At 71.8% G+C, this 24178-nt stretch carries 22 protein-coding genes; 15 read left to right on the top strand and 7 right to left on the bottom strand.

All coding sequences use genetic code 11. The annotated features are described in order from the left end of the window. The first annotated feature begins 51 nt into the window (after positions 1-51). From ABZ851_RS36565 to ABZ851_RS36540, 6 genes are all read left to right on the top strand, one after another. Positions 52-978 (top strand): Ppx/GppA phosphatase family protein, encoded by a 927-nt coding sequence (locus ABZ851_RS36565; protein WP_336054384.1) that lies wholly within the window; start codon positions 52-54, stop codon positions 976-978. 184 nt (positions 979-1162) lie between these two features. After that, complete coding sequence (locus ABZ851_RS36560) at positions 1163-1987, top strand: sugar phosphate isomerase/epimerase (RefSeq protein ID WP_176956442.1); 825 nt, start codon at positions 1163-1165, stop codon at positions 1985-1987. Then, positions 1984-2640, top strand: a complete 657-nt coding sequence (locus tag ABZ851_RS36555) for a TetR family transcriptional regulator (RefSeq protein WP_361136919.1) — start codon at positions 1984-1986, stop codon at positions 2638-2640. Before ABZ851_RS36560 ends, ABZ851_RS36555 begins: the two co-directional genes overlap by 4 nt. A gap of 353 nt (positions 2641-2993) precedes the next feature. Further along, a complete protein-coding gene (gene ilvD, locus ABZ851_RS36550; protein ID WP_361136917.1) occupies positions 2994-4844 on the top strand; it encodes a dihydroxy-acid dehydratase in 1851 nt (616 codons plus the stop codon). Positions 4845-5095: 251 nt separating this feature from the next. Next, positions 5096-5683 carry a hypothetical protein gene (locus ABZ851_RS36545; RefSeq protein WP_361136915.1) on the top strand — a complete coding sequence of 196 codons (588 nt, stop codon included), beginning with the start codon at positions 5096-5098 and terminating at the stop codon, positions 5681-5683. A gap of 28 nt (positions 5684-5711) precedes the next feature. After that, positions 5712-6476, top strand: coding sequence for a hypothetical protein (locus ABZ851_RS36540; protein ID WP_361136914.1), 765 nt, complete (start codon positions 5712-5714; stop codon positions 6474-6476). Between the two features lie 102 nt (positions 6477-6578). Here the strand turns inward: ABZ851_RS36540 and ABZ851_RS36535 are convergent, their stop codons facing one another. Together ABZ851_RS36535 and ABZ851_RS36530 are read right to left on the bottom strand one after the other, a co-directional pair. Next, positions 6579-6869 carry a DUF397 domain-containing protein gene (locus ABZ851_RS36535; RefSeq protein WP_361136912.1) on the bottom strand — a complete coding sequence of 97 codons (291 nt, stop codon included), beginning with the start codon at positions 6867-6869 and terminating at the stop codon, positions 6579-6581. Beyond that, on the bottom strand, positions 6851-7693 hold the full coding sequence (locus ABZ851_RS36530; protein WP_361136910.1) for a helix-turn-helix transcriptional regulator: 843 nt from the start codon (positions 7691-7693) through the stop codon (positions 6851-6853). The genes ABZ851_RS36535 and ABZ851_RS36530 overlap by 19 nt, the downstream gene beginning before the upstream one ends. 168 nt (positions 7694-7861) lie before the next feature. Between ABZ851_RS36530 and ABZ851_RS36525 the strand changes: the two genes are divergently transcribed. Next, positions 7862-8086 (top strand): hypothetical protein, encoded by a 225-nt coding sequence (locus ABZ851_RS36525; protein ID WP_361136908.1) that lies wholly within the window; start codon positions 7862-7864, stop codon positions 8084-8086. 151 nt (positions 8087-8237) lie between these two features. Here the strand turns inward: ABZ851_RS36525 and ABZ851_RS36520 are convergent, their stop codons facing one another. Further along, positions 8238-10868: a serine/threonine-protein kinase gene (locus tag ABZ851_RS36520; RefSeq protein ID WP_361136906.1), complete on the bottom strand. Its 2631-nt coding sequence runs from the start codon at positions 10866-10868 to the stop codon at positions 8238-8240. A 180-nt stretch (positions 10869-11048) separates the two neighbouring features. Between ABZ851_RS36520 and ABZ851_RS36515 the strand changes: the two genes are divergently transcribed. The 5 genes from ABZ851_RS36515 (at position 11049) to ABZ851_RS36495 (ending at position 15605) form a co-directional block, all read left to right on the top strand. Continuing rightward, positions 11049-11369, top strand: coding sequence for a peptidase (locus ABZ851_RS36515; RefSeq protein ID WP_361136904.1), 321 nt, complete (start codon positions 11049-11051; stop codon positions 11367-11369). Between the two features lie 216 nt (positions 11370-11585). Continuing rightward, complete coding sequence (locus ABZ851_RS36510; RefSeq protein ID WP_361136902.1) at positions 11586-12170, top strand: hypothetical protein; 585 nt, start codon at positions 11586-11588, stop codon at positions 12168-12170. Between the two features lie 95 nt (positions 12171-12265). Next, complete coding sequence (locus ABZ851_RS36505; protein WP_361136900.1) at positions 12266-13129, top strand: class I SAM-dependent methyltransferase; 864 nt, start codon at positions 12266-12268, stop codon at positions 13127-13129. Positions 13130-13173: 44 nt separating this feature from the next. Beyond that, a complete protein-coding gene (sigJ, locus tag ABZ851_RS36500) occupies positions 13174-14277 on the top strand; it encodes an RNA polymerase sigma factor SigJ (RefSeq protein ID WP_361136898.1) in 1104 nt (367 codons plus the stop codon). A 137-nt stretch (positions 14278-14414) separates the two neighbouring features. Then, positions 14415-15605, top strand: a complete 1191-nt coding sequence (locus ABZ851_RS36495) for an FAD-dependent oxidoreductase (RefSeq protein WP_361136896.1) — start codon at positions 14415-14417, stop codon at positions 15603-15605. Between the two features lie 18 nt (positions 15606-15623). On the opposite strand, the gene ABZ851_RS36490 is transcribed toward ABZ851_RS36495, so the two are convergent. The 3 genes from ABZ851_RS36490 to ABZ851_RS36480 form a co-directional block, all read right to left on the bottom strand. Continuing rightward, complete coding sequence (locus ABZ851_RS36490) at positions 15624-17060, bottom strand: M1 family metallopeptidase (protein WP_361136894.1); 1437 nt, start codon at positions 17058-17060, stop codon at positions 15624-15626. Positions 17061-17193: 133 nt separating this feature from the next. Further along, entirely contained in the window at positions 17194-18873 is a 1680-nt protein-coding gene (locus tag ABZ851_RS36485) for a SulP family inorganic anion transporter (protein ID WP_361136892.1), read from the bottom strand. A 394-nt stretch (positions 18874-19267) separates the two neighbouring features. Continuing rightward, entirely contained in the window at positions 19268-19681 is a 414-nt protein-coding gene (locus ABZ851_RS36480; RefSeq protein WP_361136890.1) for a hypothetical protein, read from the bottom strand. A gap of 297 nt (positions 19682-19978) precedes the next feature. Here ABZ851_RS36480 and ABZ851_RS36475 point away from each other — a divergent pair, with 297 nt between their 5' ends. From ABZ851_RS36475 to proC, 3 genes are all read left to right on the top strand, one after another. Further along, positions 19979-20806: an ABC transporter ATP-binding protein gene (locus ABZ851_RS36475; RefSeq protein WP_361136888.1), complete on the top strand. Its 828-nt coding sequence runs from the start codon at positions 19979-19981 to the stop codon at positions 20804-20806. Then, a complete protein-coding gene (locus ABZ851_RS36470; RefSeq protein ID WP_361136886.1) occupies positions 20803-21645 on the top strand; it encodes an ABC transporter permease in 843 nt (280 codons plus the stop codon). The genes ABZ851_RS36475 and ABZ851_RS36470 overlap by 4 nt, the downstream gene beginning before the upstream one ends. Before the next feature lie 143 nt (positions 21646-21788). After that, the gene (gene proC, locus ABZ851_RS36465) at positions 21789-22598 is read left to right on the top strand and encodes a pyrroline-5-carboxylate reductase (RefSeq protein WP_336054404.1); all 810 of its coding nucleotides are present in this window, start codon (positions 21789-21791) and stop codon (positions 22596-22598) included. 142 nt (positions 22599-22740) lie between these two features. Here the strand turns inward: proC and trpS are convergent, their stop codons facing one another. Beyond that, complete coding sequence (gene trpS / locus ABZ851_RS36460) at positions 22741-23772, bottom strand: tryptophan--tRNA ligase (protein ID WP_361136884.1); 1032 nt, start codon at positions 23770-23772, stop codon at positions 22741-22743. Positions 23773-24178 lie beyond the last annotated feature (406 nt).

Below are 24178 nucleotides of genomic sequence, written 5' to 3'. Positions count from 1 at the left end.
GTGCGGACCGCGCCGACAGGAGTGAGGGGCGCGCGCAGTAGGTTTCCCCGTATGAGACTCGGTGTCCTCGATGTGGGTTCGAATACGGTCCATCTGCTCGTGGTGGACGCACACCCGGGCGCGCGCCCGCTGCCCGCCTATTCGCACAAGGCGGATCTGCGCCTCGCCGAACTCCTCGACGAGGCGGGCGCGATAAGCGATGCGGGGGTGGAGCGGCTGGTGGCCACCGTCCACGAAGCGCTCCAGGTGGCCGAGGACAAGGGCGTCGAGAGCGTGCTGCCGTTCGCCACCTCGGCGATCCGCGAGGCCACCAACGGCGAGGACGTGCTGCGCCGGGTCGCTCTGGAGACCGAGGTCGAGCTGCAGGTGCTGTCCGGTGAGGACGAGGCGCGGCTGACCTTCCTCGCCGCCCGCCGGTGGCTGGGCTGGTCGGCCGGCCGGCTGCTGGTGCTGGACATCGGCGGCGGCTCGCTGGAGGTCGCCTACGGCCTGGACGAGGACCCGGACGTGGCGGTGTCGCTGCCGCTGGGCGCCGGCCGGCTGACCGCGGGCGACCTGCCCGGCGACCCGCCGGAGGCCGAGGACGTCCGGACGCTGCGCCGCCGGGTGCGCGCCGAGATCGCCAAGGTGGTGAGCGAATTCAGCCGCCACGGCACTCCCGACCGGGTCGTCGGCACGTCCAAGACCTTCCGGCAGCTGGCCCGGATCGCGGGCGCCGCGCGCTCGGCGGAGGGGCTGTACGTCCAGCGGGAGCTGACCCGGAAGAAGCTGGAGGAGTGGGTGCCGCGGCTGGCCGGGATGTCCGCGGCGGAGCGGGGCACGCTGCCGGGGGTGTCCGAGGGGCGCTCGCGGCAGCTGCTCGCCGGGGCGCTGGTCGCCGAGGCGTCGATGGACCTGTTCGGGGTCGAGACGCTGGAGATCTGCCCGTGGGCGCTGCGCGAGGGCGTCATTCTGCGGCGGCTGGACCACTTGCCGTAGGGGCTGCCGCGGGGCCCCTGGCCACAGGGAGGACCCCGCCGGCCTTCGTGAGACTCGTCACGCCCCGGCGGGGCCCGCCACACCCGTTGTCCCCTGTCGCACCGTCCCCCGTCTCCTCCGACAGGGGGCCGCGGTCGCCGGACCTCCTGCCCCGCGCCCGGCCTCGGCCCGTACGCTGTCCTTCGTGACAGAGCCAGTGGTGCGCATCCCGGATGCGAAGGTCGCGCTGTCCACGGCCTCGGTGTATCCGGAGTCGACGGCGACGGCCTTCGAGATCGCCGCGCGCCTCGGCTACGACGGCGTCGAGGTCATGGTGTGGACCGACCCGGTCAGCCAGGACATCGAGGCCCTGCGCCGGCTCTCGGACTACCACGGCGTGCCGGTGCTGGCCGTCCACGCCCCGTGTCTGCTGATCACCCAGCGGGTCTGGTCCACCGACCCCTGGGTCAAGCTCCAGCGCGCCCGCACCGCCGCGGAGAAGCTGGGCGCCTCGACGGTGGTCGTGCACCCGCCGTTCCGCTGGCAGCGCAGCTATGCGCGGGAGTTCGTCCGCGGGGTGTGGCGGATGGAGCACGAGACGGACGTGAAGTTCGCCGTCGAGAACATGTACCCGTGGCGCTACCGCGACCGCGAAATGCTCGCGTACGCCCCGGACTGGGACCCCACCAACGACGACTACCGGCACTTCACGGTCGATCTGTCGCACACCGCCACCGCCCGCAATGACGCCCTGGAGATGGTGGAGCGGATGGGCGACCGGCTGGCGCACGTCCATCTCGCCGACGGCAACGGCTCCGCCAAGGACGAGCACCTGGTGCCGGGGCGCGGCAGCCAGCCCTGCGCCGCGATGCTGGAGCGGCTGGCGGCCACCGGCTTCGAGGGCCATGTGGTCGTCGAGGTCAACACCCGGCGGGCGATGTCCGCGGCCGAACGCGAGGCCGACCTCGCCGAGGCACTGGCCTTCACCCGGCTGCATCTCGCCTCGCCGACCTGGGTCCCGGGCTCGTGAGCGGCGGCGGGCAGCGGCCGGACGACGCCCCCGCGCCCGGCACGCCGCCCGCACCGCCCCGCCGCCGGGGCCGCCCGGCCCGCGCCGCCGCCGAGGCCGGCCCCGGTGCCCGGGAACGGATTCTGGCCGCGGCCCGTGCGCAGTTCGCCGAGCGCGGCTACGACAAGACCTCGGTCCGCGGCATCGCCAAGGCGGCCGGGGTGGACGCGGCGTTGGTGCACCACTATTTCGGTACCAAGGAGCAGGTCTTCGAGGCCGCCATCGAGCTGACCTTCGCGCCCGCGCTGACCATGCCGGAGGCGATCGCGGGCGGCGGTGAGGCGGTGGGCGAGCGGATGGCCCGCTTCATGTTCGGCGTCTGGGAGAACCCGGTCAGCCGGCCGGCCCTGCTGGCGATCATGCGTTCGGCGCTGACCAACGAAAAGGCCGCGGCGGTGCTGCGCGGGCTGATCGAGCGGCGGATGCTGCAGCGGGTGGCGGGCGAACTGCACGTCCCCGACCCGCAGTTCCGGGTGCAGCTGGCCGCCGGGCACCTCATCGGGATCGCCATGCTGCGCTATGTGATCAAGATGGACCCGGTCGCCTCGGCGGACCCGGAGGAGATCATCGCCATGGTCGCACCGGCCCTCCAGCGGTATCTGACGCAGCCCTGACGGTATCTGGCGCAGCCCTGACGGCAGGGGGCCGAGGCGGCTCGGGCGGCCAGGCATGACGACCGGACCCGATGCGGTCCCGACGTGGCCCTGACAACCGGCTTCCGTGTCGCTCCAGAAGCCCGGCCGAGCCTCGATCACCACCCTCACCTGGAGAAACGGCGCGCACCGCGCTGTCCGCACTACGGTCAGCCGTCTCACATCCCGGAGAGGCTGTCCAGATCTTGGATCAGAGGCGTAATCTCGACGGGAGCTGATATATGACGCCACCCGGTACGAGGCACAGCCGCACGGCAGGGCCCGGGTACCGGCACCGGCGGTCGTACGGACGTAATCCCGAGGGAGTGACCATCGTGCCCGAGCTGAGGTCCCGCACCGTTACCCATGGCCGCAACATGGCCGGCGCCCGAGCCCTTATGCAGGCCTCCGGCGTAGCGCGGGAGGACTTCGGCAAGCCGATCATCGCCGTCGCCAACAGCTTCACCGAGTTCGTGCCCGGCCACACCCACCTCCAGCCGGTCGGCCGGATCGTCTCCGAGGCGATCCACGAGGCCGGCGGCATCGCCCGTGAGTTCAACACCATCGCGGTCGACGACGGCATCGCCATGGGCCACGGCGGCATGCTCTACAGCCTGCCCTCCCGCGACCTGATCGCCGACTCCGTCGAGTACATGGTCGAGGCGCACTGCGCCGACGCGCTGATCTGCATCTCCAACTGCGACAAGATCACCCCGGGCATGCTGATGGCCGCGATGCGGCTCAACATCCCGACGGTCTTCGTCTCCGGCGGCCCGATGGAGTCCGGCAAGACGACCCTCGTCGACGGCACGGTCCGCACCCTCGACCTGGTCGACGCGATCTCGGACGCCGTCAACGACAAGATCTCGGACGAGGACATCCTCCGCATCGAGGAGAACGCCTGTCCGACCTGCGGCTCCTGTTCCGGCATGTTCACCGCCAACTCCATGAACTGCCTGACCGAGGCGATCGGCCTCTCGCTGCCCGGCAACGGCTCGACGCTGGCCACCCACACCGCCCGCCGGGCCCTGTACGAGAACGCCGGCCGCACCGTCGTCGAGATCACCAAGCGGCACTACGACGAGGACGACCACACCGTCCTGCCGCGCAACATCGGCACCCGCGCCGCCTTCGAGAACGCCATGGCCCTGGACATCGCCATGGGCGGCTCGACGAACACGATCCTGCACCTGCTCGCCGCGGCCCAGGAAGCCGGCCTCGACTTCGACCTGGAGGACATCAACGCGGTCTCCCGCCGGGTGCCCTGCCTGGCCAAGGTCGCCCCGAACGTCGCCCCGGGCGGCACGTACTACATGGAGGACGTGCACCGGGCCGGCGGCATCCCCGCCATCCTCGGCGAGCTGTGGCGCGCCGGACTCCTCAACGAGGACGTCCACACCGTGCACAGCGCCTCCATCGAGGAATGGCTCAAGACCTGGGACGTGCGCGGCGGTTCCCCGTCCGACGTGGCCGTCGAGCTGTGGCACGCGGCCCCCGGCTGCAAGCGCTCGGCGACCGCCTTCTCGCAGTCCGAGCGCTGGGACAGCCTCGACGTCGACGCCGAGGGCGGCTGCATCCGCGACCTGGCGCACGCCTACTCCGCCGACGGCGGCCTGGCGGTCCTCAAGGGCAACCTCGCCGAGGACGGCTGCGTCGTGAAGACCGCCGGCGTCGACGAGTCCATCTGGACCTTCGAGGGCCCGGCCGTGGTCTGCGAATCGCAGGAAGAGGCCGTCGACAAGATCCTCAAGAAGCAGGTCAAGGAGGGCGACGTCGTCGTCATCCGCTACGAGGGCCCCAAGGGCGGCCCCGGCATGCAGGAAATGCTCTACCCGACGTCCTTCCTCAAGGGCCGCGGCCTGGGCAAGACCTGCGCCCTGGTCACCGACGGCCGCTTCTCCGGCGGCACCTCCGGCCTCTCCATCGGCCACGCCTCCCCCGAGGCGGCCTCCGGCGGCACCATCGCCCTCGTCGAGGACGGCGACCGCATCAAGATCGACATCCCCAACCGCACCATCGAACTCCTCGTCGGCGAGGTCGAGCTGGAATCCCGCCGACTGGCCCTCGAAGGCGTCTACGCCCCGAAGAACCGCGAACGCAAGGTCTCCCAGGCCCTGCGCGCGTACGCGGCCATGGCCACCAGCGCCGACAAGGGCGCGGTGCGCGATGTGAGCAAGCTGGGCTGAGGCCGGGGCGCGCACAGCAAGGCAGCGCAAGACGCGGCAGGACACCGCACGGTGCCGGCGGTCGTGGGATACGACCGCCGGCACCGTGCTCGCTATGTCGGGCTCCCAACCACCGTGACACGCCCGGGAATTGGCGTTGAACGGTGAGTGCCCTTTGATGTTCCAATGGCTCTACGGAACGGTGGGCTTGGCACTCCTCCGCTTGTTCCATTGACCACTGAGAGTGCCGCGACAACGTCCAGGGGGACTGCATGACGTTTGCTCGTAAGGCCATGGGGATCGCTCTAGCCGCGACAGTTCTGATGCCTCTCTCCGCCCATGCGGCGACAGCGGAGACGGGGCCGTCCAAAGCCGTCGTTCTCTCCAACGCCGAGTTCGCTCGCCTGTACGGGGCGAAGGCGCTGACGAAGCCGATCGGAGCAGCGGTCAGCCCACTGCGGATCCGGACGGCGACCACCTCTGAATCCGTCATGGCCCACGCATGGCACACCAATAAATTCAACAGCCGCGAAGTCCACGGGCGAGAGATCCCGACTCGGTGGGGAAACAGCAAACTCGGCTGGAATCACTTCTCCGGCCCCCACAACATCCACAACGAGAAGGTCGTCAAGGCGGCGTACAACGAGCACCCGGAGGCCAGCAAGGGCTACCGTAAGGAGTTCGGTGCCGTGGTACTCAAGAACGGGCACACGGTTGCCAAGATCAGGGTGATTTCCTGGTGGCACTGGCAGACCAGTGACGGCCGTTACAAGCTGCCGGGACACAAGGGCAAGATCGGTACGATCACCGCCTTCTGCCAGGGCGTCAACCGATGCCCTGACGTCGTGAACACCGTCTGACGCGTACTCCCAGGGAGAATCGATCACCGTGGTTGAGGACGACCCCACCGCCGGCCGGACCCCGCGCGACGTTCTCCTGGAGAGCCTGTTGGGGAGGCTGCGGGAGTTCGTGGCCTCCCCTTTGACGCCGGGTTCGCAGGTGCTGCGGGGGCTGCTCCCACCGACAGAACGGGATCGCGGGGCGAGAGTCGTCTTGTGGGACGGCCAGGACCTTGGCACGTCGTATGCCTTGGAGATCCCGCTGCTCGACGACGACGGCGAGGAAATCCCCCACGATCAGGTCATCGCCGCACTACGCGTGTGCATTGCCCAGCGTGAGGCTCTCGGTCCGCCCTTCCCCGACGAAGTCTTCGCGGTGCCGGTAGCCGATGCCCGGCGTCACTTCCTCCGTACCGCCGATGCCCCGCCGCTCACGTTGGCGGATGCGGTGTACCTACCGTTGCTGTCCCTCGGTCCGGCGAGCGAGCCGGCGCCCGTTTCCGACGAAGCGGATGGGGATGGGGATGGGGATGGGGATGGGGATGGGGATGGGGATGGGGCGGAGTGGCGACTCCTCGGCTTCATGCTCGTCGACGAGCGGTGCGCCCGGTACTACGTCAGGTGGACGGAGACCGGCGAGGTCTGGGGGCTCGACTTCTGTATGCGCGACGAGGCAGGGAAGGTCGACTCACGCGGTGGGACCGCCGACATGATCTTCCCGGCGCTGGCGTCGTCACACGACCTCGAACGTCTCCGGCGACCGGTCTCCGATATCCGCTGTCAGGCCGTATACGACCTCACCGCCTGGTGCTGACTCCGGTCGGCGGCGTCCGACGCCCAGCGCTACGGCAACGGCCCCCGTCGCGGGCGAGCGACGGGGGCCGGTAATTGGGCCGGCTGCTGGAGCCGGTGTGGGTCAGGCGCTTGGGAGTCGATCGCTCTTCACGGCGGTGACGAAGGATGACCAGGTGGTGGCGGAGAAGAGGAGCGCGGGGCCGTGGGGGTGCTTGCTGTCGCGGACGGGGACCAGGGCGGGGAAGTCGTCGGAGACTTCGATGCACTCGCCGCCGTCCGGGTTGCTGTAGCTGGACTTGCGCCATGTGGCAGTGGTCAGGAGGTCGTCGGAGACCTCGATGCAGGCGCCGCCGTCCTGGTTGCTGTGGCTGCTCTTCCGCCAGGTGATGTTGCTCAGGTCGATGGTCCGCACGGCACTTCCTCCAACATCCGCATGACGAATCTCCGGGATTCGGCCGGGCTCAACGCCAGGTCACGCATCGCATCGTACGCGCGTTGCAGACGCTCAACAGAACTTGTTTCCTCGATGAGTTCGCCACGGTGGGCGTTCTCCGTATAGGCCACGGTGCGGCCGTCCGGCAGCCGCAGGAACATCACGGCGGTACTGACCAAGCCGTGCGGCCCGGAGCCATGGGGAAGCACCTGAAGGGTGAGGTTCGGGCGCTCAGCCGCTTCTGCCAGGTGCTCAAGCTGCTTTCGCCATTCGTTGGCATCGTCCAGCGGCGTGCGCAAGACCGCCTCGGACAGGATGGTGCGGAACGGGGGCGCGTCTTCACCTGTCAGCAACTCGCGGCGGCCCGTGCGTGCTTCGACTTGTCGCGTCAGCTCTTTGCCTTTCGCGCCGCCCACGGCGAGTACGTCGCGTGCGTAGTCCGTTGTCTGCAGCAGGCCAGGCAGCACGCTCACCGCGTAGTGCCACAGGCTCAACGCTTCCGCTTCCAAGGTCATGTACCGCCGGTACCGCTCCTTGAACTGCTTCGGGTCGCCCGCCGCCAACTCCCACAACGTAAGCAGCAGATCCTTCGTCCCGTAGTACTGGTCCAGCGCCTGCGCCACCTCCGGGCTGCCGATCGTCTGCCCGCCTTCCATCTTGCCGAACAGCGACCAGTCCCAGCCCAGGGCCTCGCCGAGCTGCCGCAGGCTGACGCCCTTCTGCGCGCGCAGTAATCGCAGCTCTTCGATGAATCGTTGGCGTGGCTCCTGGCTCCGACCGGTGACCGCTCGCCTCGGCGGCATCGCGACCTCCTCCGTGGAAGGTGTGGAACTAACGGTGCGTGGTTGCGAAATACAGCCCGCAAGCGGCATTCGCGCCCTTTCCTGGCCCATTCTCGTAAGGGCCGGAACACACACAGTAGTTGCGCTCCGGTCCTCCAGGCAGGAAAACGGCAGACGGGAGCGGCAAGGATGACGACGGAACGACGGGCGGCGGCCGACAAGAGGGAAGAGGCCGAGACGGCCTGCGCCGAGCTGGCGGCCGCGCTCAAGCGGAACGGGATCGTGCTGCCGTCACTCGGTGTGGACCCCGTGTCGTACGGCTACGCGCAGCCGCGTCCGCTGATCGAGCTGGGGCGCTGCAACCTGGAGACGACGCACCGGCTCATCGCCGTGCTCGACCGGGCGGCCCGGTGACCGCGCGCGTCCCGTACGTGTCCCCTGCCTGCCATGTCGGCAGGCACGCGAGGTGCAACAAGGGAACGGCCGAGGCCGCCGCCGTGCCGGGTGTCCGGCGGGAAGCCTGCGCCTGTAGTTGCCATGCCCCGGGCGGTGCGTGGCCCGGGGGTCACCAGGCGGCCGGGTCCCCGGACGCGACGGCGAAGACCGTGCCGTTCGGGGCGGCCGCGTAGATCCGGTCGTGGGGCGCATCCACCTGCGGGGCGGGCAGCATCTGCAGGTAGCCGTTGTGGCGGCGGCCGTCGAGCCGTGGCGGGGTCTGGCCGAGCAGGCCGCCGTTGCGGGTGTCGATCGCCAGTAGCCGGCCGTCCGCCGCGGTGAAATACAGCCGGTCGCCGCTGACCACCGGCGCCGAGCCCCGGCTGACCGAGGTCTCGGTGTCCCACTTCCGTTCCCCGACGGCCTGCAGCGCGCCGCCCTCGGCCAGCAGATAGACCGACTCGCCGTGGACTACGGCGGCCGCCTGGTCGAGCGGCGTGACCAGCGGGAGGCGTCGGGTGCGGCCGGTGGCCGGGTCGAAGCGGATGACGGCGGTGGTGCGGTTCGTGAACGTCGGGTCGGTGGCGGTCAGATAGAGCGCCCCGGATCTTCCGGTCCCGGCCGGCGTGAGCGTCCCGGGCAGCCGCCGCGTCCAGTGGATCTTGCCGTCCGCCGGGTCGATGGCGGTGACCTGGGTGCCGGTCCCGTCGGGGGTGCCCTCGGCCGCGTAGGCGGTGTGCGGGTCGCCGAAGGAGGAGAAGAGCGGCAGGTGGTGGCCGGGGAAGCGTTTGTGCCAGCGCCGGCGGTGAGCCGCGGTGTCCAGCGCGGTGACCGTGCCGTCCGCCGCGATCAGCAGGATGCGGTTCCCGACGATCCTGGTCTGGCCCTCGTATCCGGAGACGTCCTTCGTCCAGCGGGTGGCGCCCTTGCCGTCGGCCGACGGGTCGAGGGCGCTCAGCCGCTTGCTGTCGGCGGAGAAGACGTACAGCAGCCCGCCGGAGAGCACCGGCGGGGTGGGGGAGGCGGCGAACTGCGCGGCGTTCTTGCCCTGGGGGCGACGCTCCGTGCGCTGCCAGGCCGGCCGGCCGGTGTCCGGATCGAGACGGGCGGCCTGGAGGCCGGACTGGCCGCAGAAGAGCGCACCGGATCCGGCGGTGCAGAACGGCATTTCGGAGTCGTGGCCCGGGGCGCGCTCGACGAGCGTGGTCCGCCACGGGTGGAAGGCGGTGCGGTCCGGGTGCGACGGACGGGTCTGCAGGGCAGGGTCCGCCCCGTGCTCGTCCGTCGTCAGTGCGCGGACGCCCGCGAACGCCCCGGCGCCGGTCACGACCAGGGCGAGTGCGGCCCAGAGGGGCCAGCGCCGGGAAGGGGAGTGGGAACGGGAGCGGATTGGGCGGCGGGGGCCGGTGGGGCGGTCGGTGGTGGTGTGGTGGCCCTGGGCGGCCGGGGGGCCGGCATCGGCCAGGCTCTCGGCGGGTGCGGGTGCGGGTGCGGGTGCGGGTGCGGGGGCGGTGGGCGCGGGGCTGGGCGCAGGTGCGGGTACGGGTACGGGCCGCTCGGCTCCGGGATCTGCCTGCTTGCGCCGCTCTGGCTGCCGCTGTTCCGGTATCCGGACCGCCGGCACTGCGTCGTCCGGCACCGCGTCGTCCGTGGCTGCTGCGCCGTCCGCGCCTGCTGCGCCGTCCGCGCCTGCCCTACCGTCCGCGCCTGCCGCACCATCCGCCGCCACACCGGCTGTTGTCGCGTCCGCTACCGCCGCGTCCGCTACCGCCGCGTCCGGCACGAGTCCGTCCGGCACGAGTCCGTCCGACAGCAAGCCGTCCGGCAGCAACCCGTCCGGCACCGATCCACCGGACAACGAGCCCGTCGGCAGCGCGCCGCCCAGTGGCGCCCCCGAGGGCGCACCCCGCGGCGCCCCCAACGGCGCACCGTGCGGCGCATCCGTCCGCAGCAGCTCCATCAACACGCCAGGCGTCGGCCGGTCCGCCGGGTCCTTCGCCAGGCAGCTCTCGATCAGCGGCACCAACTCCGCCGGTACACCCGCTAGATCGGCCTCGTCGTGCACCACCTGATACGCGACGAGATACGGGCTCTCCGAGTCGAACGGGCCGCGGCCGGTGGCGGCATGGACCAGCACCGAGCCCAGCGCGAAGACATCCGCCGCCGGCCCCACCTCGCGCGGCCGCTGGAACTGTTCGGGCGCCATGAAGGGCGGCGTACCGATCAACTTGCCGGTCTCGGTGTGCATTTCGCTGTCGGACGGCCGGGAGATGCCGAAGTCGATGACTTTCGGCCCGTCGGCGGCCAGCAGCACATTTCCCGGCTTGAGATCGCGGTGCACCACTCCCGCGCGATGGATGTCGCGCAGCGCCTCGGCGAGCCCCGCGGCCAGCCGTCGCACCTCGTCGACCGCCAGCGGACCATTCCGCTTCACATGATCGGAGAGGGTCGGACCGGGAATGTGGAGGGTCGCCATCCAGGGGCGCTCGGCGTCCGGATCGGCGTCCACGACGGGTGCCGTGAAGGCCCCGCTGACCCGCCGGGCGGCGGCCACCTCCTGCCGGAACCGCCCGCGGAACTCAGGGTCCTGGGCGAATTCCGCATGGACGACCTTGACCGCGAGCAGCAGTCCGGACGCCGAGCGCGCAAGGTGGACCACGCCCATGCCGCCGGAGCCGAGCCGCGCCTCCAGGCGGTACTGGCCGGCGTATTCCGGATGCTCCGCTTCCGGGCCGACCCCGGAACTGCGCAGCGATGGCATGGTTCCACCCCCGTGTTGTTCCCTTGCCATTCGGTCGCAGACGCGACGCGCGGAGCCTAGTCGATGGCGCGTACGAAAGGAGTGAGGCTTGCTAGCGTGCCGTGGCAGAACCGCGCCGACGCTCGGTCGCGGGCATCATCAGGAGCGCCGACACGCGCTTCGTCAACGGGGGAGAACAGCATGACGACTCAGGACGATCTCGGCTCCGTGGAACCGGCCGGGGAGCAGGCGCTCGCCGCCGCGGCCGGCGGCTCCACCTACCCGGTCGCACCCGGCTACCGCCTCAAGGTCCGCCAGGGCCCCGGCACCAACTACCCGGTCGTCCGCGAGCTGGCGGAGGGGGCCCGGGTCCAGATCCGCTGCCAGCGCCACGGGCAGTCGGTCAGCGGCCCGTACGGCACCTCGGACATCTGGGACAGCATCGGGCCCGGCCAGTACGTCTCCGACGCCTACGTCCGGACGGGAAGCAGCGGCATGGTCGCGCCGCGCTGCACGAGCTGAGGCGCGGGACCGGAGCGCCGCGCGGCCGCGGGGGCACACAGTCCCGCGGCCGCGCACACCGCGGCACCACTGCCATACCGCCGCCACCAGCGCACCGCACTCCCCAGCACACCGCACCCCCCCAGCGCACCGCACCCCCCAGCGCACCGCCACCATCACCGCACCGCCACCATCACCGCACCGCCGGAACCGGACCCGCCGTAGATAATCGCTGCCATGAGCGATGAGCAGAGGCCCGCCGGAAGCCCGGAGCCCGGCGGGTCCGGGAGCGGGGCGCCCGAGCGTGGCGGCCCCGAGCGTGGCGGTCCCGAGCGTGGGGGTCCCGAGCCGGCGGAGATCCGGTTCTTCGGCACCACCTGGGTCGACCACGAGGGCGGCTACGGCCTGCGCCGGGCCGGTGTCGCGGTGGGCTCGCTCGCGCTCGCCGCCGCCGGAGCGGTCGTGCTGCGCTTCGCGTTCCAGGGCCTGGAGATCGCCGCCGTCGGCCCGTTCGTCGGCATCCTCGTCGTCGCGGGCTTCGCCATCTGCAGTGCCCTGGCCTTCCGCCGTACTTGGGACGGCTTCGTCCGCCGCCCCGATACGGCCGCCCGGAGCGCGGCCGACACATCGTCCCAGGGCCTGATGCTGATCGGCTTCATCGGCTCGCTGCTCGCCTATTTCTGCCGCAGTCTCGTCGAGGCTCCGGGCGAGAAGCTGCACCGCGCCGAGTACACCGCGGCCCGTGAGCGGTACGAACGCCGCCGCGGCGCCCGTACCGGCAATCCGGCCGCCAAGAAGTCCCGGCCCAAGAAACGCCGCTGAGGAAGCGCCGCTGGAGCAGCGCGCCGACGAGAAGAACTTGCTCCGACTTTTCATCGGCCCCGTGCGCGCCCGGTGCCGTTGGCAGGATGAGTCGCATGCCGCACCGACCCCCGCCGGAACAACTGCCCCTGACGCCCCAGCCCGTACCGCTGCCCCTCTCGTCGGCGGTACCCCCCGCTCCGCCACCGTCCCACGCCACCCTCGCCCGGTCGTTCGACGCGGTGGCCGCCCAGTACGCCGCCGCCCGCCCCGGCTATCCGCCGGCCCTCTTCGACGCCATCGAGGAACTGGCCGGGCAGTCGCTGGACGGGGCGCGGGTGCTGGACGTCGGGGCCGGGACCGGTATCGCGACCGGGCTGCTGGCCGGGCGCGGAGCGCGGGTCACCGCCGTGGAGCCGGGTGCCGCGATGGCCGCCGAGCTGCGCGCCGCCCATCCGGGGACGCCGCTCGTCCGCGCCCTCGGCGATGCGCTGCCGTTCTCCGACGACGCGGGCTTCGACCTCGTCAGCTACGCACAGGCCTGGCACTGGACCGCACCGGCCCGGTCGGTCCCCGAAGCCCTGAGGGTGCTGCGGCCCGGCGGTGCCCTCGCGCTGTGGTGGAACATCCCCGACCCAGACGTCGGATGGGCCGCCGAACAGGAGGCCCGGCTCGCCCGCCGGCTACTCGGATACCACCGCCACGGCGTCGCGCCGGAGGCTCCTGACCTGCTCCGTGGCCTTGGCCTCGGCCTGGAGTCCGCCTTCCGCGTCCTGCACTGGACGCGGCGGGTCCCCCTCGACACCCACCTCGCGATGCTGGGCAGCCGCTCGTACTTCTCCGCCATCGGCCCGGCGGCCGCGGCCCCCGTCCTGGAGGACGAGCGGGCGGCCGTGCTGAAGATCTTCCCGGACGGCATCGTCGAGGAGGCCTACGCGCTCGACCTGACTGTCACACTCCGGCCGCCTGCCTCGTCGTAAGGGGCGGACCCCAAAGGGCCGGAACGGAAGCGGAGGAACGGACGATGACGCAGCCGGAGCGGGCGACGGAGCCGGAGACGGGTACGGGTACGGCACGAGCAAGGAGCGCGCAAGACGCCGGCCGGCCCGCTCACGACACCGGCCAACTGGCGCAAGACGCCGACCGGCTGGCGCAGTTCGAAGAACAGCGCGGGCGGCTGTGGGCCATCGCCTACCGGATCATGGGCACGGTCACCGATGCCGACGACGCCGTGCAGGAGGCGTGGCTGCGCTGGCAGGCGCTGCCCGACGATCAGCAGGTGGCCAGCCCGCGCGGCTACCTCACCACCGTGGTGAGCCGCATCTGTTACGACCTGCTGGGCTCGGCCCGTGCCCGCCGCGAGACCTATGTCGGGCCCTGGCTGCCGGAGCCGTTGCTCGACGGCACCGGTGGCCGGCTGCCCCTCGGCGCGGCAGGCGCAGTGAGCCCCGGGAGCCCCGTCGGCCCCGGCGGCCCCGAGGACCGGGTGACGCTCGACGAATCCGTGGGGATGGCGCTGCTCACCGTCATGGAGCGGCTGACGCCGGCCGAACGCACCGCCTTCATCCTCCACGACGTCTTCGCGGTCCCCTTCCCGGAGGTCGCCGAGGCGGTCGGCCGCACCCCGGAGTCCGTACGGCAGTTGGCCTCCCGCGCCCGCAAGCGGGTACGGGCCGAGGCGCCGCGTCGCACCGTCGACCGCGCGGAGCACCGCCGCACCGTCGAGGCCTTCCTGTCCGCCGTCATGGGCGGCGATTTCGATGCGCTGCTGTCCGTACTCGACCCGGAGATCGTCTGGCGTTCGGACGGCGGCGGCAAGGTGAGTTCCGCCCGCCGGCCGGTTCTGGGCCGCGAGAAGGTGGCCCGCTTTGTGCGGGGCCTGGTCACCCGTGGCACCCAACGGGAGGGGCTGCGGGTCACGTTGGCGGAGGTCAACGGAGCCACCGGGCTGGTCTTCGTCGACACGGTGGGCGAGCAGGCCGGGGTGTTCGCCTTCACCGTCCACGCCGGGCGGATCACGGAGGTGGACGCCGTCATCAACCCCGACAAGCTCGGCCACCTCGACCTTGGCCTCCACCTCCCACTCGACCCCGCCCCCGGCTCCGGCCCCGCCCCCGACCGGTTCTAGGGGTGTCACACCGCGCCGCCCTGCGTCGTCCCCCTCCCGACGCCGCACGACCCGGCGCGGCGCCCGGTGCCCCAGGAGCACGAGCAGGCACGAGCAGGAGCAGGCACGAGCACGAGCAGGCACGAGCAGGAGGCAGCATGAAGAGCGTGGCACGGCAGCGGCTGCGGGTCGTGGTTCTCGGGGGTGGCTACGCGGGCACCATGGCCGCGCTCCGGCTCGCCCCGTACGCGCAGGTGACCCTGGTCGACCCCAGCGACCGTTTCACCGAACGGGTGCGCCTGCACGAACTGGCCGCCGGGCGCCCCGTGGTGGACCACTCCCGGGCCGCGATGCTGCACGGCACCGGCACCGGCATCGAGCATCTGGCCGCCCGCGCCACCGCGCTGGACCCGGACGCCCGCGCCGTGCACACCGACTGCGGCCGCACCCTCCTTTACGACCGGCTCGTCTACACCCTCGGCAGCCACACCGATCTGCGGGGCACCGATCCGCGGGGCACCGACCTGCGGGGCACCGATCTGCGGGACACCGCCCCCTCGGACGCCCCCGCCCGAGGCCCGTGGGAGCGGGCCTTCACCGCCGAGAGCGCCGCCGCCCTGCACAAGCGGCTGCGGGACGGTCCGGGCACGCTGGCCGTGGTCGGCGGCGGCCTGACCGGCATCGAGATGGCCGCCGAGATCGCCGAATCCCACCCCGGGTGGCAGGTCCGGCTGCTGACCGGCGGCGTGATCGGCGCAGGGCTGTCGGCCCGCGGCCGGGAGCATGTCCGTACCGTCCTCGACCGCCTGCACGTCCGCGTCGAAGAGGGCCGCCGGGTCGCCGACGGGGACGATGCCGACGCCGACGCCGTGCTGTGGACCGGCGCCATGGCCGCCGCCGGGGGGCTCGCGCGGGACGCGGGGCTGGAGACCGACCCGGTCACCGGCCGGATCCTGGTCGATGGGGCACTGCGCTCGGCCGGCCACCCCGACATCTACGCCGCGGGCGACGCGGCCGCGGCCCGCACACCCCGCGCCGGAGCCCTGCGGATGGCCTGCGCCACCGCGCTGCCGACGGGCTCACACGTGGCCGGCGCGATCATCGCCGAGTCGCGCGGCGCCGCGCCCCGCCCGCTGTCGTACACGTTCTTCGTGCAGTGCGTGAGCCTGGGACGGCACGACGGTCTGATCCAGTCACTACGGGCCGACGACACCCCGCGCGAGCGGGTGCTGACGGGCCGTCCGGCCGCCCGCGTCAAGGAGCAGGTGGTCCGCAACGCCGTCCGCGTCCTGCGGCTGGCGGCCCGCCGCCCGGACATCGCCGGCCTCATCCCCGGCATCGGCCGGTGAGTGGTGGGCCGGTGGGCGCTACTCCCGTTCCGGCTTCCCCTTGCCGTACAGCCACTTGTCGAACAGCCCGGACAGATCCACATCCGTGCGCTCCTGGCAGAAGGCGATGAATTCCTTCGCGTCGGCGGTGGAGTAGCGGTACTTGGCGGGCCACTCCTTGAGGATCCGGAAGAAGGCCTTGTCGCCGACCGCGTTCCGCAGCTCCTGGAGCAGCATCGCGCCCCGCTCGTAGACGGGCACCCCGGTCACGTTCTTCGCCTTGCCCGGATTGCCCGGCGGGAAGGCCCAGCGCTGCGGGTCCGTCTTGTCCTTGTAGAGCGCGTCGAACTGCTGCTGCGGGGTCTTGCCGCCCTTGTGCTCCTCCCACAGCCACTCGGCGTAGGTCGCGAAGGCCTCGTTGAGCCAGGTGTCCTTCCAGGTCTTCGGGGTCACCGAGTCGCCGAACCACTGGTGGGCCATCTCGTGCACCACGGTCACGGTGTCCGGCGCCCCGGCGTAGACCGGCTTGGTCTGGGTCTCCAGCGCCATCCACGTGATCCGGGCCGGGGTGTCATCGACGATCGCGCCCGCGGAGGAGAAGGGATAGCGGCCGAACAGCCCGCTCTCCCATTTCAGGATCTCCGGCAGCTGCTCCAGCGGCCCCTTGCTCGCCTTGGCCTCCGCCGGGTCCACCGCGACGTACAGGGGCAGCCCGTCGGCCGTACGGGACCGGTGGACGTCGAAACGGCCGATGGTGGCCGTGGCGAGGTAACTGGCCATGGGCTGCCCGTTGTGCCACCGGAAGGTGGTCCGGCCGCCGGCCGTCCTCTCCGACCGCAGATCCCCGTTGGCGACGGCGGTATAGCCCTTCGGCACGGTGATCGTGAAGTCGTAGGCCGCCTTGTCCTCGGGGTGGTTGTTGCCGGGGAACCAGGTCATGGACCCGGCGGGCTCGCCCGAGACGAACGCCCCGTCGGCGGTCTTGACCCACCCCTCCGTCGTCCCGTCCGGATCCTTCAGCTCCTGCGGTGTGCCGCCGTAGTCGACGGTCGTACGGAACTGCGCGCCCTTCCTCAGGCCCTCGGCCGGCCGGACGATCAGCTTGTGCCCCTTACGGGAGAACGCGGCGTCCTTGCCGTCGACCCGGACGTCCGACACCCGCAGCCCCTGCAGATCGAGCTGGAAGGACCGCAGGTTCTCGGTGGCCTCGGAGGTGATGTCGGCGGTCGCGTCCAGCCGTTTCTTCTTCACGTCGTAGTCGAGATCGAGCCCGTAATGGCGCACCTGATAGCCGCCGTTGCCGAGCGCCGGGAAGAGCGGATCGCCCACCCCGCCGCTGCCCGCCGCTCCCCGGGCGCCGCCGGCGCCGTTCGTGCACGAGGAGAGCAGCAGGGCGACGGACAGGGCGGCGGTCGCACCGCAGTAGCGGAAAGGCCGGCGAATCACAGCGCTCCAAGGGTCGGCGGTCACGAGCATGCCGACCCTACGGTCATTTCCGCCGCAACGCCGGGCTATTCCCGCTGGTTTGCGTTGCCTTACGGGCCCGGGTTGCGTCAGGGGGCCTGCGCTGCCCGACGGGGCTGCGTTGCCTTACGGGCCCTGGGCTGCCCTACGGGGCGACGGACGGTGTCTTCTGCCGGGTGGTCCCGCCCGGTCCGCGCCGCTGCTGCTCCTCCCAGTTGCCGAGCGCCGCCGCACACGCATGGTCGAGGTGCCGCAGCCCCGACAGATCGAGCTGTATCTCCCGGTCCTTGGGCAGCGCCTCCAACTGGTCCAGCAGCTTCGGCAGCCGCAGGAAGGTGGCATGGCCCAAGGCCCGTACGAGGACGGGGCGCCGGGTGCCGGAGCCGTCCGTCCCGCGGGTTCCATGACCGTCCGGCCCGCGTCCGTCCGGCCCGCGTCCGTCCGGCCCGCGTCCGTCCGCCCCGAGACCGGCCGCGGCATCGCCGGCCTTCGCGCCCCCGGCGACCGGTGCCACCGGCTCGTCCAGCTCCACGATCTCCAGGTGGACGTGCGAGGTCTCCCACGCAGACTTGGCCACCGCCATCAGCAGCCCCAGCAGCACCCCCTCGAACATGTTGGTGGCCACGATCGCCACCGCCGTCGCGGCGAGCACCACGGCCTCACCCCGGTGCTCACGCCACAGCGGACGCCACTGCTTCACCGGCAGCAACTTGCCGCCCGCGTGCACCAGTACACCGGCCAGCGCCGCGAGCGGCACCACGCCCAGTGCCGCCGGAAGGGCCACCGCGAAGAGCAGCAGCCACGCCCCGTGCAGCACACGCGAGGCCTTGGTGCGGGCCCCGGCGTGCACATTCGCGGAGCTGCGGACGATCACCGCGGTCATCGGCAGCGCCCCCAGCAGGCCGCACACCGTGTTGCCCGCGCCCTGAGCCATCAGCTCCTTGTCGTAATCGGTCCGCGGCCCGTCGTGCAGCCGGTCCACCGCGGCCGCGGAGAACAGTGACTCCGCCGACGCGATCAGGGTGAACGCCAGCACGGTGCCCAGCGCACCGGCCACCGCCCCCGCCTCCGTCAGCCGCAGGAAGTCCGCGCTGCCCGGCGGCTGGACGACATCCAGCAGGCCCGCCACCTCGACCCGGGCCACCGGCAGATCCAGCATCCAGACCACGACCGTCGCCAGCGCCACGCCCACCAGCGGCGCCGGCACCACCCGCGCCGCGCGCCGCCACTTCGGCCACAGCACCAGCAGCACGATGGTCCCCGCGCCCACCGCCAGCGCCGTGAGCGAGGCACCGGACCCGGCGGTGTCCGCCGCCAGTTTCGGCAGCCCGCCCAGATTCGCCGGCCCGCCGCCCGGCGCCTTGGCGTCCACCAGGGCGTACAACTGCCCGGCGATCAGCACCAGCCCGATGCCCGCGAGCATCCCCTGGACGACCGCCACGGAGATGGCCCGGAACCAGCGCCCGAGCCGCAGCGCCCCCATGGCCAGCTGCAGCACCCCGGCGATCAGCACCAGCGCACCCAGCGTGCCGAGCCCGTACTCCTGCACGGCCTCGAAGACCAGCACGGTCAGCCCCGCGGCCGGGCCGCTGACCTGCAGACTGCTGCCGGGCAGTAATCCGGTGAGCAGTCCGCCGACGATCCCGGTGACCAGCCCCAGTTCGGCCGGCACCCCGGACGCGACGGCCACCCCGACACACAGCGGGACGGCGACGAGAAAGACGACGAGCGAAGCGGTGACATCGGCGCGCCAGACCGACAGCGCCTGCCGTGACGGTATGGACGGCCGGAATTGACGTTGACGGGCAACACGGGACCTACGCATGGGGATGCCTCCAACGAGTGTGAGATGCGGTGACGCACGGATACACGCGGGTACGCACGGCCGAGGACGAGCACGAAACGACCGCGAACCGACCGTGAACGGACACGAATTGACGCGCACGAATTGACGCGCACGAATCGATGCGCACGAATCGATGCGTGCGAACTGACGCGCGCGAGTGGAAGCGCACGAGTGGACGCGCGCGGATGCGCACGAGCAGACGCCGGGCGATGGCGAGGGCTGGATCCGTCGGATACGAGGACCGGGAAGGCCCTCCTCCGGACGCGCGGGCAGAGGAGACCCTTGGACGGCGTCTTAGGGGTGGCTCTCGGCTCTTAGCACGCCGCCGTCTTCGCCGTCTCCGCCGTCTCCGCCGACCCCGCCCTCTCCGCTCTCAGCAGCGGAAGACGGCGTGTTGGAGCGGCAGTTCGCCGGATCTCGTCAGCGGTACGGCCTGCCGTCCGGTCAACGGGGCGGTCAGGCACAGCCCGCCCTCGGACCGGTCCCGTCCCCGTCCGGCGGTCGAGACGGCGGTGACCGGTGGCGTCGGCGCGCTCACCGAGGCCGCGGAACGCCCGTCGCGGCGCGGCGGGCAGCGGTCACTGCCGGATTCCGGATGCTCCGAGGCCGAGGTGTCGGACGCCCGGGGGTCGGTGCCGGAGGGCGCGGTACGACCGGCGCCGTTCGCGGTCGGTGCGGCAGGCGCGTGTTCTCCGTACACGGCCTCCGCGCCGAGGGACAGGGCCAGCACGACGGTCAAGACGATCAGCAGGAGCCGGCCGAGGCCGCCGACCCGGATCTTCGCCATCGTCGCCCCTCCCGGCGCGGCTGGACAGGTCACCCCCATTGTGTCCAAGCCAACGCGCAGGACTACAGGCCAATTTGTAACCACCCTGTAAACGCGGAGTTATCGGCCATGGACGGCCGGTTCTCTTCACTACGGCGCCCGCCGGGGTGCACAGTTCCTCGCCGTGCGCCGCCCGTGCACCACACCCGGCCGCATCACCACCCCCATGCCTCGGCCACCCGCCGGCCCCACCCACCACTCACCACCCTGGCCCAGCCCTTGACCCTCCACCCCACCCGGAGCATTATTCATCACGTGATGAATTATGGCCGCGACCCCGCCGACCCCGCCGACCCCGCCGACCCCGCCATCCACGCCCACGACCTCACCGTCATCCGCGGCGGCCGCACCGTCCTCGACGCCCTCGCCTTCGACGTCCCCCGCGGCCGCGTCACCGGCCTCCTCGGCCCCTCCGGGTGCGGCAAATCCACCCTGATGCGCGCCATTGTCGGCACCCAGGCCAAAGTCACCGGCACCCTCGACGTCCTCGGCCGGCCCGCCGGCGACCCCGCACTGCGCCCCCGCATCGGCTATGTCACCCAGGACCCGTCCGTCTACGACGACCTCACCGTCCGCCAGAACCTCGACTACTTCGCCGCCGTCCTGCATCCCGGCCGGGCGGCCCGCGCCCGGCGCCGCGAAAGCGTCATCCGTGCCATCGAGGACGTCGACCTCACCGGCCGTGCCGACGCCCTCGCCGGCAACCTCTCCGGCGGCCAGCGCAGCCGGGTCTCCCTCGGGGTGGCCCTGCTCGGCGCCCCCGAACTCCTCGTCCTCGACGAACCCACCGTCGGCCTGGACCCCGTCCTCCGCCGCGACCTGTGGCACCTCTTCCACACCCTCGCCACCGACCGCGGCGCCACCCTCCTCGTCTCCTCGCACGTCATGGACGAGGCCGAGCGCTGCCACCGGCTGCTCCTGATGCGCGAGGGCCGCATCCTCGCCGACGGCGCACCCGACGCACTCCGCGACCGCACCGGCTCCCCGACCGTCGAGGCCGCCTTCCTCCACCTGGTCGACGAGGCCAGGACCGCGGCCGCCCCATCGGCGCCCGACACCGCCACCCCCAAGGAATCAGCACGATGACCAGCCCACCTCTGCCCGAACCACGCCCCGGACCTCTCCCCGCCACCGGGCCCCTCCCCGCCGGGCCGCCGAGCTCCGCCCCCGCGCCGCGCCGCGCCCCCTTCTCCCCGTCCCGCGCCCTGGCCACCGCCGCCCGGGTCCTGCGCCAGCTCCGCCACGACCCCCGCACCATCGCGCTGATGCTCGTCGTCCCGTGCGTGATGATCGCCCTGCTCCGCTACGTCTTCGACGCCCGCCCCGAGACGTTCGACAACATCGGCGCCTCGCTCCTCGGCATCTTCCCGATGATCACGATGTTCCTGGTGACCTCCATCGCCACCCTCCGCGAACGCACCTCGGGAACCCTGGAACGCCTGCTCGCCCTGCCCCTCGGCAAGGCCGACCTGATCAGCGGCTACGCCCTGGCCTTCGGCCTGCTGGCGATCGTCCAGTCGGCCCTCGCCACGGCCCTGTCCGTCTGGGTCCTCGGCCTCGACATCACCGGCTCCGCCTGGCTGCTCCTGCTCGTCGCCGTCCTGGACGCCCTCCTCGGCACCGCACTCGGCCTGTTCGTCTCGGCCTTCGCCGCCTCCGAATTCCAGGCCGTCCAGTTCATGCCCGCCGTTCTGATGCCCCAACTACTGCTCTGCGGCCTGTTCACCCCGCGCGACACCATGCAGCCGGCCCTGGAAAAGCTCTCCGACCTCCTCCCGATGTCCTATGCCGTCGACGGGATGAACCAGGTCCTCACCCACCCCGACCTCACCGGCGACTTCCTCCGCGACGTCCTCGTCGTCAGCGGCTGCGCCCTCCTCGTCCTCGCCCTCGGCGCCGCCACTCTCCGCCGCCGTACGACATGACCCCGCCCGGCGGGGGGCAAGGCGGCACCCCACGGGGAGGCAGCCGAACCCGATGCCGAACCCCATGCGGAACCCGAAGCGGAACCCCCACGGTGCGAGGATGGCCGGGAAACGCCAGCGCAGCGGAAAGGTGAACCCGCACGATGACCCAGAAGGTCGCAGTACTCGGCACCGGAAAAATCGGCGAAGCCCTGCTCAGCGGAATGATCCGAGGCGGCTGGGCACCCTCCGACCTCCTGGTCACCGCCCGCCGTCGGGAACGCGCCGAGCAGCTGCACGCCCGCTACGGCGTCGAGGCGGTCAGCAACGCCGAGGCCGCCAAGTCCGCCGACACCCTCATCCTCACCGTCAAGCCCCAGGACATGGGCGCCCTGATGACCGAGCTGGCCCCGCACGTCCCCACCGACCGCCTGGTCATCAGCGGCGCCGCCGGCATCCCCACCTCCTACTTCGAGGAACGCCTGGCCGCCGGCACCCCGGTCGTACGGGTCATGACGAACACCCCCGCCCTCGTCGACGAGGCGATGTCCGTCATCTCCGCCGGCACCCACGCCACCGGCACCCACCTCACCCGCGCCGAGGAAATCTTCTCCGGCGTCGGCAAGACCCTCCGCGTCCCGGAGTCCCAGCAGGACGCCTGCACCGCACTCTCCGGCTCGGGCCCGGCGTACTTCTACTTCCTCGTCGAGGCCATGACCGACGCCGGCATCCTCCTCGGCCTGCCCCGCGACAAGGCCCACGACCTCATCGTCCAGGCCGCCATCGGCGCCGCGGTGATGCTCCGCGACAGCGGCGAACACCCCGTCAAGCTCCGCGAGAACGTCACGTCCCCGGCCGGCACCACCATCAACGCCATCCGCGAACTCGAGAACCACGGCGTACGTGCCGCCCTGATCGCAGCCCTGGAGGCCGCCCGCGACCGCAGCCGCGAACTCGCCTCCGGCAACGGCTGACGCGGACAGCGGAACCGACGGGCGCTCCCGACGGGAGAAGGGCCCCGTCACACGGCAGCCCCCTCCCCTCACGAGGCCGCCAACTGGGGGAGGAGGGGGCAGGGCCGCCCCGACGGGCCGCCCGCCCCCCCACGCCTCCCCTTCACCTCCTGCGCAGCAACCCCACCGCCTCGAACGCGGCGTCCACCCGCGGCCTGGCCAGCCCCCGCGCCCGCTCGGCCCCGGCCAGCAGCACCGCATCGACCTGCCCCGGCTCCGCCGCCAGCTCCGCATGCCGTGCCCGCACCGGCCGGAGCATCTCCACCACGGCCTCCGCGACGTCCTTCTTCAACGCGCCGCACGAGTCGTACCCCTTGGCCAACCGCTCCGGATCACCCCCCGCACACGCGGCCAGCACCTCCAGCAGATTCGCCACCCCGGGCCGCCGCTCCGGCTCGTACGAGACGTCCCGCTCCGAATCCGTCACCGCCCGCATCACCTTCTTCCGCACCGCCTCCGGCTCGTCCAGCACATAGACGACCCCCGCGGTCCGGGCGTGCGACTTCCCCATCTTCGACGTCGGCTCCTGCAGATCCTTCACCCGCGCCGCCACGGGCGGATGCACGGTCCTCGGCACCACGAACGTCGCCCCGTACCGCTGGTTGAACCGCACCGCGAGATCCCGCGTCAGTTCCACATGCTGTGCCTGGTCCTCCCCGACCGGCACCTCATCCGTCCCGTACGCCAGGATGTCCGCCGCCATCAGCGCCGGATACGTCAGCAACGACAGCCGCACACTCCCGCCCCGCGCCTGCTCCCGCGCCGCCTTCTCCTTGTACTGGATCATGCGCCGCATCTCCCCGTCGGAGGCCGTGCACTCCATCAGATACGACAACCGCAGATGCTCATCCACCTGACTCTGCACGAACACCGTGCAGAGCTCCGGATCCAGCCCCGAGGCCAGCAGCAACGTCGCGGCCTGCCGGCTGAGGCGCCGCACCCGCGCCGGATCGTGCTCCACGGTCAGCGCATGCAGATCCACCACGCAGAACAGCGCCTCCGCACGGTGCTGGTCCACCTCGGCCCACCGCCGCATCGCCCCGAGGTAGTTCCCCAGCGTCAGATGCCCCGTCGGCTGCACCCCACTGAAGATCCGCGTACGCGCACCGGTCGCCATCGCCGTGGCCGTCGCCATCTCGTTCATCCTTCGTCTCCCGAACTCCCGCACTCCGCGAAGTGCGTGCCGAGACCGCCGACCCCGCCGGCCGGCTACGAGAAGGAGATACGCAAACGGCCGCCGAAGCGGCGGCCGTGGTCATGCATGCGCTGCTGGTCGGCCGCCGTCAGGCGAGCCACCACAGCTGTACGAGCGCATGCGTAGTCATGCACCCAAAGTACCCGGCAAGCCCTCCCTCGTCACGGGTTTGAACAACCCCAACCCCTCGTGTAGTGTCCTCCGAGTTGCCACGGAGCCGACAGGCGCCGGGCAGCCATCCCGCCGCAACAGCGGCACACCACTACTGCACGGCCCCTCACCGGGACCAATTTCGGCATGCCGAAATTCGACCGTGACGTGATTATGCGTCAACGAGGAATTCCGC

This window comes from Streptomyces sp. NPDC047049 (genome assembly GCF_040643995.1).
Lineage (GTDB): Bacteria > Actinomycetota > Actinomycetes > Streptomycetales > Streptomycetaceae > Streptomyces > Streptomyces mooreae.
This window is presented reverse-complemented; position numbering and strand designations above follow the sequence as displayed.

What these genes read in the sequence shown, in the direction of transcription:
- ABZ851_RS36565 (WP_336054384.1), top strand. Translation starts at nt 52, where the DNA reads ATGAGACTCGGTGTCCTCGATGTGGGTTCGAATACGGTCCATCTGCTC.
- ABZ851_RS36545 (WP_361136915.1), top strand. Translation starts at nt 5,096, where the DNA reads ATGACGTTTGCTCGTAAGGCCATGGGGATCGCTCTAGCCGCGACAGTT.
- ABZ851_RS36530 (WP_361136910.1), bottom strand. Translation starts at nt 7,693, where the DNA reads ATGCCGCCGAGGCGAGCGGTCACCGGTCGGAGCCAGGAGCCACGCCAA.
- ABZ851_RS36525 (WP_361136908.1), top strand. Translation starts at nt 7,862, where the DNA reads ATGACGACGGAACGACGGGCGGCGGCCGACAAGAGGGAAGAGGCCGAG.
- ABZ851_RS36520 (WP_361136906.1), bottom strand. Translation starts at nt 10,868, where the DNA reads ATGCCATCGCTGCGCAGTTCCGGGGTCGGCCCGGAAGCGGAGCATCCG.
- ABZ851_RS36515 (WP_361136904.1), top strand. Translation starts at nt 11,049, where the DNA reads ATGACGACTCAGGACGATCTCGGCTCCGTGGAACCGGCCGGGGAGCAG.
- ABZ851_RS36510 (WP_361136902.1), top strand. Translation starts at nt 11,586, where the DNA reads ATGAGCGATGAGCAGAGGCCCGCCGGAAGCCCGGAGCCCGGCGGGTCC.
- ABZ851_RS36505 (WP_361136900.1), top strand. Translation starts at nt 12,266, where the DNA reads ATGCCGCACCGACCCCCGCCGGAACAACTGCCCCTGACGCCCCAGCCC.
- sigJ (WP_361136898.1), top strand. Translation starts at nt 13,174, where the DNA reads ATGACGCAGCCGGAGCGGGCGACGGAGCCGGAGACGGGTACGGGTACG.
- ABZ851_RS36495 (WP_361136896.1), top strand. Translation starts at nt 14,415, where the DNA reads ATGAAGAGCGTGGCACGGCAGCGGCTGCGGGTCGTGGTTCTCGGGGGT.
- ABZ851_RS36490 (WP_361136894.1), bottom strand. Translation starts at nt 17,060, where the DNA reads ATGCTCGTGACCGCCGACCCTTGGAGCGCTGTGATTCGCCGGCCTTTC.
- ABZ851_RS36485 (WP_361136892.1), bottom strand. Translation starts at nt 18,873, where the DNA reads ATGCGTAGGTCCCGTGTTGCCCGTCAACGTCAATTCCGGCCGTCCATA.
- ABZ851_RS36480 (WP_361136890.1), bottom strand. Translation starts at nt 19,681, where the DNA reads ATGGCGAAGATCCGGGTCGGCGGCCTCGGCCGGCTCCTGCTGATCGTC.
- ABZ851_RS36475 (WP_361136888.1), top strand. Translation starts at nt 19,979, where the DNA reads ATGAATTATGGCCGCGACCCCGCCGACCCCGCCGACCCCGCCGACCCC.
- ABZ851_RS36470 (WP_361136886.1), top strand. Translation starts at nt 20,803, where the DNA reads ATGACCAGCCCACCTCTGCCCGAACCACGCCCCGGACCTCTCCCCGCC.
- proC (WP_336054404.1), top strand. Translation starts at nt 21,789, where the DNA reads ATGACCCAGAAGGTCGCAGTACTCGGCACCGGAAAAATCGGCGAAGCC.
- trpS (WP_361136884.1), bottom strand. Translation starts at nt 23,772, where the DNA reads ATGGCGACGGCCACGGCGATGGCGACCGGTGCGCGTACGCGGATCTTC.